General features: G+C 63.5%; 15 protein-coding genes. 7 read left to right on the top strand and 8 right to left on the bottom strand.

Annotated elements, in window-relative coordinates:
• Positions 1 to 111 precede the first annotated feature (111 nt).
• A complete protein-coding gene (locus tag AC1L34_RS10115) occupies positions 112 to 1,650 on the top strand; it encodes a dolichyl-phosphate-mannose--protein mannosyltransferase (RefSeq protein WP_424321921.1) in 1,539 nt (512 codons plus the stop codon).
• On the opposite strand, the gene AC1L34_RS10120 is transcribed toward AC1L34_RS10115, so the two are convergent.
• Both AC1L34_RS10120 and AC1L34_RS10125 read right to left on the bottom strand, forming a co-directional pair.
• Positions 1,604 to 2,824: an MFS transporter gene (locus AC1L34_RS10120; protein WP_424296343.1), complete on the bottom strand. Its 1,221-nt coding sequence runs from the start codon at positions 2,822 to 2,824 to the stop codon at positions 1,604 to 1,606. The two genes, AC1L34_RS10115 and AC1L34_RS10120, sit on opposite strands and share 47 nt — an antisense overlap.
• A 76-nt stretch (positions 2,825 to 2,900) precedes the next feature.
• A complete protein-coding gene (locus tag AC1L34_RS10125) occupies positions 2,901 to 3,767 on the bottom strand; it encodes a universal stress protein (RefSeq protein WP_424296361.1) in 867 nt (288 codons plus the stop codon).
• Between the two features lie 196 nt (positions 3,768 to 3,963).
• On the opposite strand from AC1L34_RS10125, the gene AC1L34_RS10130 reads away from it, so the two are divergent.
• Positions 3,964 to 4,266, top strand: coding sequence for a hypothetical protein (locus tag AC1L34_RS10130; RefSeq protein WP_424296362.1), 303 nt, complete (start codon positions 3,964 to 3,966; stop codon positions 4,264 to 4,266).
• 5 nt (positions 4,267 to 4,271) lie between these two features.
• On the opposite strand, the gene AC1L34_RS10135 is transcribed toward AC1L34_RS10130, so the two are convergent.
• Complete coding sequence (locus AC1L34_RS10135) at positions 4,272 to 5,975, bottom strand: cation:proton antiporter (RefSeq protein ID WP_424296364.1); 1,704 nt, start codon at positions 5,973 to 5,975, stop codon at positions 4,272 to 4,274.
• A gap of 188 nt (positions 5,976 to 6,163) precedes the next feature.
• On the opposite strand from AC1L34_RS10135, the gene AC1L34_RS10140 reads away from it, so the two are divergent.
• From AC1L34_RS10140 to AC1L34_RS10155, 4 genes are all read left to right on the top strand, one after another.
• Complete coding sequence (locus AC1L34_RS10140) at positions 6,164 to 7,174, top strand: AurF N-oxygenase family protein (RefSeq protein WP_424296366.1); 1,011 nt, start codon at positions 6,164 to 6,166, stop codon at positions 7,172 to 7,174.
• Positions 7,175 to 7,183: 9 nt separating this feature from the next.
• Positions 7,184 to 8,671 (top strand): 4Fe-4S binding protein, encoded by a 1,488-nt coding sequence (locus tag AC1L34_RS10145; protein ID WP_424321867.1) that lies wholly within the window; start codon positions 7,184 to 7,186, stop codon positions 8,669 to 8,671.
• Positions 8,672 to 8,767: 96 nt separating this feature from the next.
• Complete coding sequence (locus tag AC1L34_RS10150) at positions 8,768 to 9,088, top strand: hypothetical protein (protein ID WP_424296370.1); 321 nt, start codon at positions 8,768 to 8,770, stop codon at positions 9,086 to 9,088.
• Complete coding sequence (locus AC1L34_RS10155) at positions 9,085 to 10,710, top strand: alpha/beta hydrolase (protein WP_480034738.1); 1,626 nt, start codon at positions 9,085 to 9,087, stop codon at positions 10,708 to 10,710. Before AC1L34_RS10150 ends, AC1L34_RS10155 begins: the two co-directional genes overlap by 4 nt.
• 6 nt (positions 10,711 to 10,716) lie before the next feature.
• On the opposite strand, the gene AC1L34_RS10160 is transcribed toward AC1L34_RS10155, so the two are convergent.
• Positions 10,717 to 12,156 carry a carboxylesterase/lipase family protein gene (locus AC1L34_RS10160; protein ID WP_424295740.1) on the bottom strand — a complete coding sequence of 480 codons (1,440 nt, stop codon included), beginning with the start codon at positions 12,154 to 12,156 and terminating at the stop codon, positions 10,717 to 10,719.
• Positions 12,157 to 12,245: 89 nt separating this feature from the next.
• Between AC1L34_RS10160 and AC1L34_RS10165 the strand changes: the two genes are divergently transcribed.
• Positions 12,246 to 13,334 (top strand): GmrSD restriction endonuclease domain-containing protein, encoded by a 1,089-nt coding sequence (locus AC1L34_RS10165; RefSeq protein ID WP_424295742.1) that lies wholly within the window; start codon positions 12,246 to 12,248, stop codon positions 13,332 to 13,334.
• 55 nt (positions 13,335 to 13,389) lie between these two features.
• On the opposite strand, the gene AC1L34_RS10170 is transcribed toward AC1L34_RS10165, so the two are convergent.
• The 4 genes from AC1L34_RS10170 to AC1L34_RS10185 all read right to left on the bottom strand — a co-directional run bounded on the left by AC1L34_RS10170 (position 13,390) and on the right by AC1L34_RS10185 (position 16,122).
• On the bottom strand, positions 13,390 to 13,953 hold the full coding sequence (locus AC1L34_RS10170; protein ID WP_480034739.1) for an endonuclease domain-containing protein: 564 nt from the start codon (positions 13,951 to 13,953) through the stop codon (positions 13,390 to 13,392).
• A 338-nt stretch (positions 13,954 to 14,291) separates the two neighbouring features.
• On the bottom strand, positions 14,292 to 14,696 hold the full coding sequence (locus AC1L34_RS10175; RefSeq protein WP_424295745.1) for an arsenate-mycothiol transferase ArsC: 405 nt from the start codon (positions 14,694 to 14,696) through the stop codon (positions 14,292 to 14,294).
• Positions 14,693 to 15,763 carry an ACR3 family arsenite efflux transporter gene (gene arsB, locus AC1L34_RS10180; protein WP_424295746.1) on the bottom strand — a complete coding sequence of 357 codons (1,071 nt, stop codon included), beginning with the start codon at positions 15,761 to 15,763 and terminating at the stop codon, positions 14,693 to 14,695. The genes AC1L34_RS10175 and arsB overlap by 4 nt, the downstream gene beginning before the upstream one ends.
• Positions 15,760 to 16,122 carry a metalloregulator ArsR/SmtB family transcription factor gene (locus AC1L34_RS10185; protein WP_424295748.1) on the bottom strand — a complete coding sequence of 121 codons (363 nt, stop codon included), beginning with the start codon at positions 16,120 to 16,122 and terminating at the stop codon, positions 15,760 to 15,762. The genes arsB and AC1L34_RS10185 overlap by 4 nt, the downstream gene beginning before the upstream one ends.
• Positions 16,123 to 16,129: the final 7 nt, after the last annotated feature.

Below are 16,129 nucleotides of genomic sequence, written 5' to 3' on the forward strand. Positions count from 1 at the left end.
CACCCTGCTCGCCGCTTACCGCTGTGTCAGTACTGGTCACCGACTCAGCCTACTGATCCGGCTAACATCGCACAGGTGACCCCTGCCGCCGCCATCGACCGAGCGACCGTCGTGGACCGCGCGCTCACCGAAGACCTCGGCACGGCGCCCGGGCCACGGGTGCCAGATCCGGTGTTCGGCGCAACGGACCGGATGCGCGGAACCATCGTCGGTGCCGTCATCACGTTGATCGCCATTGCGACGCGCTTTTGGGATCTCACTCATCCGACGGACAAGGGCACGCCGGTTTTCGACGAGAAGCATTACGTCCCGCAGGGCTGGCAGGTCCTGACCGGCGGCAACTTCATCGAGGACAACCCCGCCTACGGCCTGGTGGTGCATCCACCCGTCGGTAAGTGGATGTTGGCAGCTGGCCAGTGGATGTTTGGCTACAACCCGATGGGTTGGCGGGTCATGTCTGCGGTGTCGGGCGTCATCATCGTCCTGGCGATCTACCTGACCGTTCGACGCATGACCCGGTCGACGCTGATCGGCGCGATCGCGGGCATCTTTGCGATCTGCGAGGGCGTGCTGTTTGTTCAGTCCCGCCTGGGCATGCTCGATATTTTCCAAATCTTGTTCGTGACCTTGGCTTTTGCCGCGTTGATTGCCGACCGCGATCAGATGCGGGCCCGCATGCACCGGGTATGGACGCAGGGCCGGATCGACGATTCGCCGTTTGGCCCGCGCTTCGGTTTCCGCTGGTACCGCTTCACTGCGGGCGTCATGCTGGGCTTGGCGTGCGGCGTCAAATGGTCCGGTGCTTACTTCGTCATCGTTTTCACGGTGCTGTCTCTCGGTTTCGACGTTGCGACTCGGCGCGCCTACCACGTGAAGCGACCGTGGGTGGGCGTGCTGCGGCGCGATTTGCTGCCGTCGGCGTCGTCGTTGGGTTTGCTGCCGTTCGCGATGTATGTGGCGAGTTTCGCCCCGTGGTTCGCCTCCGAGTCGTCGGTGTACCGGTACGCGGTCGGGGAGAAAGTCGGCGTCGACGGCCCCTTCTCGTGGGTGCCGGCCGCGATGCGCTCGTTTTGGTACTACGAGTCCGGAATCTTGGAGTTCCACGCGGGACTGACGAACGCGGCGGGGAACCATCACCCGTGGGAGTCGAAACCGTGGACGTGGCCGATGGGCTTGCGGCCGATGCTGTACGCGATCTCGTACGGCCCGGACCAGTGCGGCGGATCCGACTGTGTGCGCGCCCAAATGCTGGTCGGTACACCTGCCCTGTGGTGGTTGGCGCTACCGATGATCGCGTGGGGCCTGTGGCGAATTATCTCGCGCCGCGACTGGCGTTATGCCGCAGTTTTGGCAGCGTACGGGGCCGCGATTTTGCCGTGGTTCTTGGAGATCGATCGACAGATGTACTTCTTCTACGCCACCGCAATGGCGCCGTTCCTGGTGATGGGTTTGGCGCTCATGTGCGGGGACCTGTTACGTGCGCCGCCGCCGGGCGCACAGTCCGAACGCCGACTCATCAGCGTGCTGGCGGTATCGATCTTTGTGGCGCTCGTGATCGCCAATTTCGTTTGGTTGTGGCCGATTCTCACCGGTGCCCCGATCTCTAACGTGGAGTGGGGTCAGCAAATTTGGTTGCCAAGTTGGTCCTAGCTGCATCCGGCGATACCAGCCAGGCGAGCAGTGCGATGAGGACCACGACACCCGTCACCACAAAGGCGGGCCCAAAGCCGAACACGTCAGCAATCATGCCGGTTATCAGCGGCCCGGCGACCGCACCGCAGTCCGACGCCATACCGTAGGCGGCCAGTGCCGAACCGCCGCGACGCTTGCCCGCGAGCATGTCACCGAGCGCCGCCTGGTGCGTCGGCGCGAACAGTCCCGAGCCCACACCGGCGATGGCCGTCAGGCCCAAAGCCACCCAGATATTTGGTGAATACCCGAGTCCGATGGTGCCGGCGATCGCGACGATCAGTCCCGGAATCATGACGGGCCGCCGCCCGTACTTGTCCGACAGTCGTCCCGACACCAAAATCGCGATCACGTTTCCGGCCGCATAGCAGGCCAGGATGATGCCTGCCCATGCCGTGCCGTAGCCGAGTCCGTCCTGGACAAACAACGGAACGAGCGCAACGCGCACGCCCATCGACGCCCAGCCTTGAGCGAAGTTCGACGTCAGGATTGCCCGATATTCGGCGAGTTTGAGCGACGCGATAAATCGCGGTGCGTCGGCGAGGCCCACTTCGTCGTCGACCTTGTCGCTTGGCTTCGCTTGCGGCGGCGCGGGCATCATCACTGCGACGACGGCCGCCGCGATGAGCAGGGCGATCGCGTAGACGACGAACGGAAAGCGGAGTCCAAATTCAACGAGGGCCGCACCGATCAGCGGCCCGGTGAGGCTGCCGACAAGGAACCCTGCGGAGAAGTACCCGGAGGCGCGGCCACGCACTTCTTGCGGCGACAGTCGGATTAGCAAAGCCATGGCGGAGATCGAGAACATCGTCGAACCGATACCGCCCGCCGCGCGGAACACCAGCAACTGCCAGTATTCCTGGGCGAAAGCGCAGGCCAAGGTGCTGAGAGCGACGATGAGCAGCCCGGTCAGGTAGATCTTGCGTTCGCCGAGTTTGGTGACTAACCGCCCGCTTGTGGGGGCAAACAGCAGCCTCATGGCGGCGAACGCCGACACGACCAGTCCCGCAGCGGCCGACGACACCCCAAATGCGGTTGCGAACAGCGGGAGGGCCGGGGCAACCAATCCGTAGCCGAGGGCGATCACCGCGTTCGCGATCAGCAGGACCCACAGTCCCCGTGGGAGATGTTTCATCGTCTGCCACGTTAGCCCGAGAAAGCAATCAGGAGTCGGGCACCCGTGCCCGACTCCTGATTGCTGTTTGGGAAAGCTAGCGGCGCGCGATCATCACCGGAACCTGGGCGTGATGGAGCACCTTCTGGCTACGTGAACCGAGCAGCAGTCCGGTGAAGCCACCGCGGCCGCGGCTGCCCATCACGATCATCGATGCGGAATCGCCAGCGGCTTCCAGAATCGCTTTGGCGGGCTCCTCCGGCACGACCACCCGTTCGACCTCAACGTCCGGGTAATCCTGGCTGTAACCGGCCATGCGTTCGGCGACCGCTTCGACGGCCTGCTGGCTCATCTCGTCGATCTCCTTCTCGTCGAGACCGAAACCGTGCAGGGCATCGGCATCGAGCGGGGTCCACGTGTGGACCGCGACGAGCTTCTTGTTGCGCAGGTCGGCCTGGCGGTAGGCCTCGGCGACGGCGGGGTCGCTGATCTTGGAGTCGTCGACGCCGACAACGATGGGGCCGTCGCCACCGAGCGCACCGCCGGGCACAATCACGACGCGGCCCTTCGAGTGCGCTGCGACGCTCGTGCTGACTGACCCGAGGAACAGGCCCTTCACGCTGCCGAGGCCGCGGGTACCGAGAACGGTGATCTGGGCGTTCTCGCCGAGTTCGAGGAGGACGCGGGCGGCGTCGCCTTCGACGATCGAACCGTTCAGCTTTACGTCGGGAGCGACTTCGCGGGCTGCGGTGGCCGCTTCCTGCACAAAGTTGGTGGCTTCGCTGCGGATCGAGTCGATCACGTCTTGCGGGATAACGAGGCCGGGGGCGTAGTCACTGGTGGTGGAGCTATACGCGGCCACGATCTTAAGATCGAGGTCTTCGACCGCCGCAGCATTCGCTGCCCAGCGAACCGCATTGGTCGATTCGGGTGATCCGTCTACGCCGACCAGAATCAAGCTCATTTGCGACTGCTCTCCTTCGTTTTCGGTTTAAATCTTGAGTGCCGACCGGGTGCCTTCTGACGGCTTTCCGCATTTGGCCTCAACCCCATTGTTCACCATGACCGTTGCCTGCGCATCGGTACGAAGTCCCGGGTGTGTCAATCCGTACACTGGAGGGCAAACCACCCGAAATGTTTTTCCGGCACAGGAGCTGACAATGTCGACCACCACCGCCCCGCGCGAACTTCGCGACGCGGGCATCCACGTCGCTGTGACGATTGGTCTCGGCATCCTCGCGGTGATTGGCGCGACCTTCACGACCGGCACTGCCGACACCGTGTTCGTCATTGCCTCGGCGGTGTTGGTGATTCTTGGAACGATTGCCGCGATGGTTCGCACGTACCTCAACTACAAACACGATGGCCGCTGGCAGATTTGGCAGGGTGCCACCTGGCTGCTGTTGGGTTTGTCGTTGCTGTGGTTCACCGCGGCGCTGCCCATCGTGATCGTCGGGAAGTAGCGCAACTAGGTCCGCCCTGCCTGGGCGTCGAGGCTGAGCTCTTCGGCATCGAGGCGTTTGAGAACAAAGCTGAGCGTGTCGGAACTGTAGGCGCCCCGGTCCCGCAGATCGATCAGTTCGGCGCGCTGCCGATAGATGATGACGCGGCGGACGCGGCGCATCTCCGCGGCATTGTCCAACCGCAGGTCTACGGTGTCGCCGTCGAAGTCGTCGTCCTCGTCGACGGTGTTCGCTTCGAGTTCGCGCACCACCTCCACGCGGCGAGCGAGGATCCCGTCCGTTCCGCACACGCCCGGGTCGGTGAGTACTTCGTCGCCGATGGCCGTCATCACGCGAAGGAGTTTGCGGCGTTCGTCGGCCGCGTCCGCAGAATTGTCGGGCAGTTTCAATCGTTTGATGAAGCCACCGAGGGTGGTGCCCTGGATCAGCAGCGAGCCCACCGCGACGACGAATGCCGTCAGAATCAGCAACGACCGGTAGTCGGTGTCGGCGGGCAGGGTTTGGGCTGCCGCCAAGGTCACGACGCCGCGCATGCCCGCCCACACCACGACGTAGCCTTCGCGCACACCGATCGATTCTGTTCGGTAGTACTCGATGTCGGCGAGCCTGCGATCGATGTGTCGCTGGAAGCGTCTGGTTGACCGGTCTGCGGCTTCATCACGGTCACCGAGCCGGTCTTGCATGCGCTCAAGCAGCGGTTCACGAGCGATGACGCGCCGCACGCGGCGAGCGATGGACCACACGAGCGACATCACGAAGGCCCAGCGGATCACCAGCAGCAGAACGAGGGCGACGGCCGCGGGCCAGACGGCATGCCACACCGTTTCGTGGCTTTCGTGCACATCGGTGACGAGGGCTTTTAGTTCCAGACCCATCAGGAGAAAGACGCCGCCTTCGAGCATGATTTCGACGGTGCGCCAGGTCTGCTGGTCCGACTGCCGGTGTGCTGCGGTGAGGCGTCGGAGCGAGGATCGACCACTGACCAATCCGGCGGCGACTGCCGCTACCAGGCCTGAGGCGTGCATCAACTCGGCGGGCACATACGCGATATACGGCGCGGTGAACGAGACCGCGGTCGCGACCGCCACGTTGGAGATCCGCGAGCGGACGGCGATGAAAATCCACCCGATGACAGCCCCCACGGCGATGGCCGCACCGATGGCCCACAGGAACGACACGGCAACCCCGATTAGCGACACGCTTGCGGCCATGGCGGCGATCGCGGCGCGGAGTACCACCAGCGCACTGGCATCGTTGAACAGGCTTTCACCGGACAGGACGGTCACCAGTCGTTGCGGCGCACCGACCCTCTTGACAGTGGTGGTGGCCACCGCGTCAGTGGGACTGAGGATGGCGCCGAGCGCCACGCCGGTCGCGAAATCGGCGTTCGGCAGGATCCACATGAAGAGCAGGCCCACCCCCAGCGCACTGATGACGACGAGCATCACCGAAAGCCCGCTGATGGCGCGAAAGTCGCGTTTGAAGTCCATGCCTGGCAGCGCGACGGCAGAGGCGTACAGGAGGGGCGGCAGCACGCCGACCAGAATGATCTCCGGATCGACGGAGATGTCTGGAACTCCGGAAACGTAGCTCACCCCGACACCGACCGCGACCAGCAATAGCGGTGCTGCGATCCGTATCCGCGGCGCGAGCTGGTTGGCCCCGGCAATGGCAAGCACGCAGACGACGACGATCACCACGATCTCCACGGGAAGCATTCTTCCAGGGGGAGGCCCGGTGATGCACGTCACTGCGAATAGACCCATCGCCATTGTGTCATCGAACGTTGACAAGATCGGGCGGCGGTGCGACGCTGATAACAACGGGTTCTACATCGGCGGCCTCTTACCCTGCGGCTGCGAGACGTCAGACCACCGACGCGAGTCAGGAGCACACCATGACCAGCACGCAGCCTCGTCCCACCACGTATGCGCCGCCAGCCAAGCAGGCCACCGAGCCCGACTACAACCAGGTCCTTGAGGATCTATCCAATGCCTCGGTGCACCGGAACTTTGATCCCTACCTCGACATTGACTGGGATGCCCCGCACATGGCGATTGTCCCCAACGACGATCGCTGGATCCTGTCGTACACCGTCGACCCCATCGGGCGTCACCCCTGGTACCAGGCATTGCCGCGCGAGAAGCAGATCGAGATCGGGATGTGGCGCCAGGCCAACGTCGCGAAGGTCGGTTTGCAGTTCGAGTCAATCCTCATTCGCGGACTCCTCCAGTACTCCGATCGCCTCCCGAACGGCGACATGCGCTTCCGCTACACCACCCACGAGGCCAAGGAAGAGTGCAATCACACGCTCATGTTCCAGGAGTTGGTGAACCGCATTGGCATGGAAACCAAGGGCATGCGCTGGTGGTTGCGTCGCATCTCGCCGATCATTCCGCTGTTCGCGACGGGCCTGCCGACCGTCTTCTACTTTGGTGTGCTCGCGGGTGAAGAACCGATCGATCACATTCAAAAGGACTTCCTGCGCGCTGGCGAAAACATCCATCCGGCAATGTCCGCCGTAATGGAACTGCACGTCGCCGAAGAGGCCCGCCACATCTCGTTCGCACACAATCATCTGCGGACCACCATCCCGTCCAAGGGTCGAGCCACCAAGTTCGCCCTGTCGATCACCCTGCCGATTGTGATGCGCGTGCTGTGCAATGCCATCACCGTGCCGCCAAGTGAGTTCCGCAAGGAATTCGACGTCCCGCGCAGCGTCCTCCGGGAGATCTTCTGGCGCTCGCCCGAGTCGAAGGCCTTCCTGTCCGGCGTATTCGGCGACGTTCGCATGCTCGCAGAGCAGTGTGGCCTCATGAACCCGGCTTCCCGTCGGGTGTGGCGCGCGCTCGGCATCGACGGCCGCGCCTCGCGCTACCGCAGCGAACCCCTCTACACCGCGAGCTAAGCAGGTTCCGTGCCCCACGTCATTACACAGGCATGCTGTGGCGACGCCTCGTGCGTCTACGCATGCCCGGTCAATTGCATCCATCCGACACCCGACGAGCCGGATTTCGGCATCGCCGAAATGCTCTACATCGATCCGGCGACCTGCGTCGACTGCGGTGCATGTGTCAGCGCTTGCCCCGTCGGTGCCATCGTCCCCGGACATCGGCTCGAGGATTCTGCGGCCCGGTTTGCCGACGTCAACGCCAATCATTACCCCGATAGCGGCCTCGGCGACGCCCGGTTCCCGGTGCCCACCGATTGGCGGCTACCGCTGGCACCGATCACCAAACCCCGCGCGCTGACCGGCGCTGTACCCGCCGAACTGAAGGTCGCGATCGTCGGTTCCGGTCCGTCGGCCATGTACGCCGCAGATCAACTGCTGAAGTACTCGCAGGTGCGGATCACGATGTTTGAGCGGTTGCCGCAGCCCTTCGGTCTAGCCCGCTTTGGTGTGGCCCCCGATCACCTGTCGACGCGTAGCGTCAGCAACTTGTTCGACGACATCGCGCGCCACCCGAACATCGAGATCCGGTTGAACACCGAGATTGGCCGCGACCTGACGCTTGACGATCTACGTCGCACGCACCATGCCGTGCTGTGGGCCGGCGGCGCACCGATCGATCGCCCCTTCGAGATACCAGGTGCCCGATTGCCCGGCGTGCAAAGCGCAACGTCGGTGGTTGGCTGGTACAACGGACATCCCGACTTCGCCGACGATGCCCCCAATCTGGCTACCGACCAGGTCGTAGTGATTGGCAATGGGAACGTCGCCCTCGACGTCGCTCGCATTTTCACCGCCGATCCGGAGTCCCTGGCCTCAACCACCATCGACCGGTCAGCATTGGCGGCGTTGCGTTCCTCGGATGTGCGCGAAGTGATCGTCGTTGCTCGACGCGGCCCCGAACACGCGGCGTTCACCCTTCCGGAACTGATCGGCCTCGCCGACGGCAAAGCCCGCGTGTGGGTCGATCCCGCCGAACTCGACGACGTCGATTCCAGCGGCATCACCGATCCCACAATCGCGGCGAAAGTGGAATTGCTGCGCGAGATTTCTCAGCGCCCCAAGCCGCCCGGACCGTTCATTCGACTGTCGTTTGGGCTCACTCCGGTGTTGGTTCTCGGCGACGATGCGGCCACCGGTGTTGAGTTCGTCAAAACCGGCACCGACCAGCGGGTCACCCTCAACGCGAACCTGGTCCTCTCCGCGATCGGCTATCGCGGCCGCCCGATTCCCGGCCTGCCATTCGACAGCGAACACGGCACCGTCTCCCACACCGAAGGTCGAATCGTTGACGACGGTGAACCCATTCCCGGCCTGTATGTGACGGGCTGGATCAAGCGCGGTCCGTCGGGCTTCATCGGCACCAACAAAACTGATTCCGGGGAAACCGTGGCGCATCTGCTCGCCGATGCGCAGGCAGGTATCTTCGCGAACCGCGTTGCTGAACTGACATAACGTTCGCTCCCGCCGGAGCCTGTGGATAGCGATGGATCCAGAATTCGTCGCGCTGCGTCTAACGAATGCACAGCCACCAATCATTCGTTCGACAATATGTCGCTCGACGCAGCCATCCGGGAGGCAGTCATGGGCTTCGGCATCACAACTGAAAACATCGCCGAGATCGTCGCCAAATGGCGACAATGCGGCACCGAGATCGGCGGCCTGTCGTACCAGGCCGCCGATCTTTCGTTAGCAGGCAGTCGTAGCGCACCCGCGCTCCGCGACGCTGGCAATGCCGCACACGGGTGCGCCCGGTCCGTGTCAACAAATCTGTCCGGACTGGCCGATGCGCTGCAGGCATTCAATGCTCGCACCGTCGAATCCGATCGGGCCGCAGCGGCCGCACTGGCCGCACTGCGGCTGCAATCATGATCGGCATCGCTGCGGTCGCCGGGTGGCACCTCGACGGGCTCGCCGCTGCGGCCACCGCGTTTGATGTTCGCGGCGAACAGATCGCCAGAGTGACGTTTGCCTTGAATCGGTCCCTCGGGCTTGATCCCACCTGGACGGGATTTGCTCGCGATGCGGCAGCCACACGCATCACCGCCGACGCGACCCGGCTACGCCGGATGGAGCAGACCGTCAAAGACCTCGCCGCGGCCACCCGAGACGGCTATGCGCAACTCGCGTCGGCCCAACAGCGGTTGTCGGCCCAACTCGCCTCTATAACAGGCGCGCAGTTTGTGGTGGGTGACGACGGCACTGTTTCCCACCCGAGTCCCAAACGGCGGGCAGATGCCGAGTTCCTGTCGTCACGGCTTCGCGCGATTCTGGTCGCCGCCCAAACCGCAGACGCTGCCCTCGCTGACCGTCTCAGGTCGTTGACTGGAGAGTTCGATGGATCCGACGGCAAGGTCCCCAACCCTGCGGGCCCCGGATACGTTCGACTCGAGGACGCGCTCAGCCGACTCTTCTCGCTGTCGCCCGACCAAGTGACCCGCTACTGGGAGTCACTCAATGCCGCGCAACGAACTCGCCTCTCGTCCGAGGCTCCCGAATTTATCGGCAATCTCGACGGCATCGACTTCGCGGACCGGATCACCGCTAACCATCTGTCCATCAGATTGGCACTGGCCGAAGAAGAGGAAGCTGGCCGTGGGACCGGCGACAAGGCAAAACTCCTGCGGTCGCTCTTGGAACCGGCCCCCGACCCGATGGACCCGACCCGCATGGTGCCCCGCACGTTCATCGGGTTCCGTGCGAATAGTGGCCGGTTCATTGAACTCGTCGGCGAGCTAACGCCCTCGGCCAACGGTGTCGGTGTCCTGGTACCGGGAACGGGAACGTCGCTGCAAACTTCTGGCGACTACCGGCGCCGCGCCGCATCGCTGGCCAGCTTGAGTAGATCGCCGGTGATCGTCTGGGCCGACGGCACCTTCCCCCAGCACGTCATCGAGAAAGATCTGACGCCAATCGTCGACAATGCTGTCGACCCCAAACCCGCGCACCGGATGGCGCAGCGGTTGGCGAACTTCACGGCAACGCTCGATCAGCAGTTGGCGACGTCGAATACCCCGCTGAAGACGACAATCATTGGTCACTCGTACGGCGGCTCGGTGGTCGGTACCGCCGAGCAGCACGGTATGCGCGCCGACCGCGTGGTGTACGCATCATCGTCAGGGACGGGCGTCGACGACAGCCCCTGGCGCAACACCAATCCCGACGTCAAACGATTCTCCCTGACACCGCCCGGCGATCCCATCCACTATTCGCAGCAATTCGGCGCGGCCGTGCACGGTGGCGACCCCGACTCTGCCCCCGGCGTCACGCGTCTGGACAGCGGCTATTACAGCAACGGCGAACTCGTCCAGGGCGTCGACGCCCATGCCGGCTACTTGGACGATGCGGGATCGGATGCGCTCGGCAATATCGCCGACGTGATCAGCGGTCGCACCCCGAACCTCTACGTTCCGCGCGGACCAGATATTGACCTCAACCATGACGCTCCGCTCGCCCGCGACTGGCTCCTCGACTTAGTGTTGCCCGGGCGGTAGCGGCTTCTACCCAAACACGTGGGGCTCATTTCCCGGAGCGTGCACCGTCCAACCCGGGTTGCCGGTCTTCGCGAACTGCACCCAGGCACTGTGCATCGCTTCAGCAACGGATTGGTCGGGCTCGGGTCCGGTGAGGGCATGCGCGATGTCCAAGCGATCGAAGACGAAGGGCAGTTCGACCGCATGCCCAGCACGAATGTCGGCGACCGGCGACGAATAGCGGAACTCGTAAAGATATGTCGGCGAATCGGGCCGCAGGTCGGCCAATGCCCTGGTTGGCGCAGCAAAGGCAAGGTCGGTAATCGCTTCGCATAGGGCATCACCCGGGCTGACGCCGTGAGCCAGCCGTTCGTCGAACTGGTCGGTCGGCAAGCCAGCCTTCGCGATCATGCCTCGCGCCAGTTCCGGGGTGGCGGCCGCAACAATGCCGGTCGGCGCAAAGAAGAAGCGGAACTCGTCGGCATTCCATCCCGCCAGCAACGGGATGCCGCGGCCAGCGCCGTCGCCGATCGCGTTCTGCGGGGCATCCTGCAGCACGGTGCCGTCGAGGACGGGGAAGGTGCTCATGACACCGAGGCCGATCGAGGTGATGGTGGCACCCCAAACGTCGGGGTCGGGGTTCACCGTCAGTTCGAGCGCCACCTGGGTTTGGGCCTGCAGCAGATCGTCCATCGACACTTTCCCGAAGGCTTCGGCGGTGTGGTCGACGCCGAGAATTTCGGCGACTCGAGCAGTGACCTTGTGCGCGTCGTCGACGGCTGCGGCGGTGAAGCCATTGCCGCTTTCCATGGCGGCGCGATGGAATAGCCCCTCGGCGAGCGGGGACGCCAGCAGCGAGGCAACACTCATCGCTCCGGCCGATTCACCGAAAATCGTAACGTTGTCGGGGTCACCACCAAAGGCTGCGATATTGTCCCGAACCCATTCCAGAGCAGCAATCTGATCGAGAAGCCCGCGGTTGTCGGGCGCGCCGGGGACTGAACCAAAGCCGGGAATTCCCAGGCGGTAGTTGATGCCGACGCACACCACGCCGTCACGCGCGAAGGTACTGCCGTCGTAGATCGCGATCTGGTTGGAGCCGCGGGCAAAGGCACCACCGTGAATCCACACCATGACCGGCAGTCCGGTGGCGTCTTCGTCGGGTGTCCAGATGTTGAGGTTCAGGTAGTCGGCACCGGGATCGATCACATTGTCGAGGATCGCGGCGATCGGTGCCGGGTAGCCGACCTGCGGCGCGGTGGGGCCGTAGTCGGTCGCATCGCGAACCTCGGACCACGAGTCGTGCGGGGTCGGTGCGGCGAAAGCGGTTGGCCCGACCGGCGGTGCCGCGTACGGAATACCCAGGAAAGCAGACACCTGGCCTTCCGTGGCGGCCCCTTCCCTTTTACCCCGGACGGGGCCGGTAGCAGTGGTCACAACTGGCGAAGGCGATGCGTTCTGGGTCACTCCGTCACCGTACGCGGGGCCACACCGCGACTGTCGTACGTTCGGGCGGGAAAAGTTCTTTTGTCGGAGGGTGGTGGGAACATGGGGGAATGAAGGTTCGGCAAGTTGGCAGGTTTTCTCCCGCGGGGTCACGGTGGGGAGCGAGCGCGGCGGTCGCATTGGCCGCGGTCTTGATCGCTGGCTGCAGTTCCTCGGATGCGCCTTCGGCTTCCCCGAGTGCCGCCGCGCAACTCGGGGACATGTCCTGGTCCAGTACCGAGGTTGAGACAACCGCGAGCCCTTCCCCGACCACGACCCCAGTTGGCAGTAATTCCGAGCGGGCCACGGCGGCACTGCTGGAACTCGACTCGCTTGCCGTGAAGGGCCGAGCCCCCAAGACCGGCTACGACCGCAGTTTGTTCGGGCAGAAATGGAGCGACGACGTTTCCGTCGCTGGCGGCCACAATGGCTGCGATACGCGCAACGATATTTTGGACCGCGACCTGACTGACGTCACGTATAAGCCCGGAACCCGCAACTGTGTGGTGTTGACCGGAACTCTCAATGATCCCTATACCGGCAAGTCGATTCCATTCCAGCGCGGATCCGGTACGTCGTCGGCCGTTCAGATCGATCATGTGGTCGCGATGTCGGATGCGTGGCAGAAGGGTGCCCAACAGCTATCGTCGGTCGATCGCCTCAACTTCGCTAACGATCCGCGGAACCTTCAAGCCACCGACGGTCCCACCAATCAACGCAAGAGTGACGGCGACGCCGCGACCTGGCTACCGCCTAACAGGTCGTACCGCTGCACCTATGTGTCTCGTCAGATCGAGGTGAAGGCCGCCTACCGGTTGTGGGTCACGGCCGCGGAAAAGGCTGCGATGCAACGGGTTTTGAGCTCATGCAGTGGCGAAAACCCGGCGACCACGGAAGCGTCGACCACCGACGAAACACCAACGACCACCGAAACAACGCCGCCCCCGACGACCGCGTACGTCCCGCCGCCGCGACCACGTGAAACAACCACGCCGCCCCCGGCGCGCGCACCTCTGGTGGAGAGGCCCGCGCCGGGCGGCGACGTTTACTACCAGAACTGCTCTGCAGCTCGTGCCGCCGGTGCCGCCCCAATTTCCGCTGGTGAGCCCGGCTACTCACGCAAACTCGACCGCGACGGCGACGGCATCGCCTGCGAGTAGGACTTATTTGTGGGAGGCGGCTACTCGTATCGCACCTTCTCACCTGTAGCCCCCCTTAGTCCTCAACAAACCGCGACTGCCGCACAGACTTTTCGATCAGCGCCAGTTCCCCAGGGGTCCGTGCCCGATGCCGATCACGGCCGGCGATGCTCCGAATGTCGGCAAGGACTTCGTCCCAGCCGAAGAGGATGTCGTCGTAGGTGAGCCGCAGGGTCAGCCACCCGTTGACGAGGGCCTTGCGGTCACGCTTGTGATCACGCTCGTAGTCCACTTTTGTCGCGTGGTACTGAATGCTGTCGCATTCGATGATCAGCAAACCGATCCGCAGATCGGCTCGACCGACCCCGTCGATCTGTGGTTGCGCCACCACGTTGAAACCGAGCGATCGCAGCCGAAGGCGCGTGATGCTCTCGGTTCCGGACTGCGATCGCGAGTCAGTTGAGTACAGCCATTCGGTGACTGTCGGACCAACATTCCCCATCACTGCTCGAAGATCCTCAACGGTGATGCCGCGGGAGTTCATGTACGAATCGCAGACGGCAATCCATTCTTCGCGACTCAAGCAGCCTGTTGCGCACAGCAGTGCTGACGGAATGGAGTCGACAGGTTCGGACGCCACGGTGAACTGTCGCCGAATCTCAATGCGTCCACGCAGGTCAGCACGCCACCGTCGGCGACGGCCGAGGCAACGGTCGCATCATGAGTTTTCGAGGCTAACCAGCCACTGCGGAGCCGCGACAGATCACCGGCGGCAACCATGCGGTCAATCGTTGAATCGTCATATCCGAATGAATAAAGGTGTCGTCGGTTGTAAACGCCAGAATCTTTCATGCTTCTTTGGACGCGCGCCAGACCCGATTGGTTCCACAACACACCGTCGCCCAGAAGAACTGTTAAACCAGAGGCCTCCGAGGGCAATTTGCCGTCGGAGGCCTCTGGTTTAACAGTTTTTCTGAGCTACGTAACGCCCCACTCGGCGACGAGCGTCCGAACTCGCCCAGCAATGTCGTCGCGGACCAGGCGCATTCGCTCGATCCCGTCGATCCCGCGCTCGGAGGGCTCGTCGGTGTCCCAGTTGATGACGCGAACGCCGGGTTCATCTACGACAGCCTCCCGGCCAAGCGTGACGACGAGATCGACCCTGCGCAGGAGCTCGGGATCTATCGCCTTCGGAACTTCATCCCGAATGTCGACGCCAACCTCGAGCAAAGACTCCGCGGACAGTGCATTCACAGCCGACCCGGGCCGGGTCCCGGCCGAATGAACCTCGACGGCGTCGCCAGCGAGTTGCCGCATCAGGCCCTCCGCCATCTGCGACTTCCCGCCATTCTTAACGCAGACAAACAGCACCGAACGACTCATGCCCGCACCGCCGGGAATCGGCGCCGCAGCGCTAAGGAAACGTAGACGAGGGCCACGAGAACGGGAACTTCGATGAGCGGTCCAACAACGCCTGCGAGGGCTTGGCCCGAGGTCGCGCCGTAGGTTCCGATCGCGACGGCAATGGCGAGCTCGAAGTTGTTTCCCGCGGCGGTAAAAGCAAGCGTGGTGGTTCGCGCATACCCCATGCGCAGGACAGCGCCGAGGAGGAAGCCGCCGCCCCACATGATCGCGAAGTAGGCCAGCAACGGCAGGGCGATCCGTGCAACGTCGCCCGGTCGGGAAGTAATTTGGTCGCCTTGCAGCGCAAACAGCAGCACGATGGTGAACAGCAATCCGTACAGCGCCCACGGTCCAATCCGCGGCAGAAACTTGGATTCGTACCACTCACGACCCTTCGCACGCTCACCGTAGTGGCGCGTCAGGAAGCCAGCTAACAGCGGAATACCAAGAAAAATCAGCACCGACTTCGCGATCTGCCAGGGCGAGGCATCGATTGTTGTCTGATCCAAGCCAAGCCAGCCGGGCAGAACCGAAAGGTAGAACCATCCGAGGACCGCGAACATAAACACTTGGAAGACCGAGTTGATGGCGACCAGTACGGCGGCGGCGTCGCGATCACCGCAGGCGAGGTCGTTCCAAATGATCACCATCGCGATACAGCGGGCCAACCCGACGATAATCAGGCCTGTTCGATACTCGGGTAGGTCAGGAAGCAGCAGCCAGGCGAGGGCGAACATGAGCGCCGGCCCGACCAGCCAATTCAACACGAGCGACGCGACCATCAGCTTGCGATCCCCGGTGACCGTGTCGAGACGGTCGTAGCGGACCTTCGCGAGCACCGGATACATCATGACGAGCAGACCGACGGCGATTGGCAGCGAGATGCCGTCGATCGAAATCTTGTCGATCGCCGTATTCAGTCCGGGAATTCCTCGGCCAAGAAGCAGTCCGACAACCATCGCGAGCCCGATCCATACCGGCAGGAAACGATCGAGCGTTGACAGCTTGCCGACCACGCCAACTTCCTCATCCACGGTCGACGTCATGCCCCGACCTCCGCACCCAGCGGTAACAATGCGCCGGTCAGCGATGCCAACGCGGCAGGAACCACGCGGTAGTACACCCACGATGCGCGGCGTTCGGATTCCAGGAGGCCTGCCGTTCGCAGGACCTTCAGGTGGTGGGAAATGGTTGGCTGCGACACGTCGACGGCGGGCGAAATGTCGCACACACAGGCTTCGCCGTCGGAGTGACTGGCGATCAGACTAAACAACTGCAACCGCACAGGGTCCGCGAGCGCCTTGAATATGGCGGCAAGGTCGAGCGCCTCGGCCGCCGTCAGCGGGTCGCGAACCAGCGGAGAACACCTGACCGTTGCATCAGTCAGGTCGAGCGATTTCGACATATGTCGA

Source organism: Gordonia sp. 34D, assembly GCF_056682775.1.

Bases quoted from the DNA above. Each gene is read 5' to 3' on its own strand.
- AC1L34_RS10120 (WP_424296343.1), bottom strand. From the start codon at position 2,824: ATGAAACATCTCCCACGGGGACTGTGGGTCCTGCTGATCGCGAACGCG.
- AC1L34_RS10125 (WP_424296361.1), bottom strand. From the start codon at position 3,767: ATGAGCTTGATTCTGGTCGGCGTAGACGGATCACCCGAATCGACCAAT.
- AC1L34_RS10130 (WP_424296362.1), top strand. From the start codon at position 3,964: ATGTCGACCACCACCGCCCCGCGCGAACTTCGCGACGCGGGCATCCAC.
- AC1L34_RS10140 (WP_424296366.1), top strand. From the start codon at position 6,164: ATGACCAGCACGCAGCCTCGTCCCACCACGTATGCGCCGCCAGCCAAG.
- AC1L34_RS10150 (WP_424296370.1), top strand. From the start codon at position 8,768: ATGTCGCTCGACGCAGCCATCCGGGAGGCAGTCATGGGCTTCGGCATC.
- AC1L34_RS10155 (WP_480034738.1), top strand. From the start codon at position 9,085: ATGATCGGCATCGCTGCGGTCGCCGGGTGGCACCTCGACGGGCTCGCC.
- AC1L34_RS10165 (WP_424295742.1), top strand. From the start codon at position 12,246: ATGAAGGTTCGGCAAGTTGGCAGGTTTTCTCCCGCGGGGTCACGGTGG.
- AC1L34_RS10175 (WP_424295745.1), bottom strand. From the start codon at position 14,696: ATGAGTCGTTCGGTGCTGTTTGTCTGCGTTAAGAATGGCGGGAAGTCG.
- arsB (WP_424295746.1), bottom strand. From the start codon at position 15,763: ATGACGTCGACCGTGGATGAGGAAGTTGGCGTGGTCGGCAAGCTGTCA.
- AC1L34_RS10185 (WP_424295748.1), bottom strand. From the start codon at position 16,122: ATGTCGAAATCGCTCGACCTGACTGATGCAACGGTCAGGTGTTCTCCG.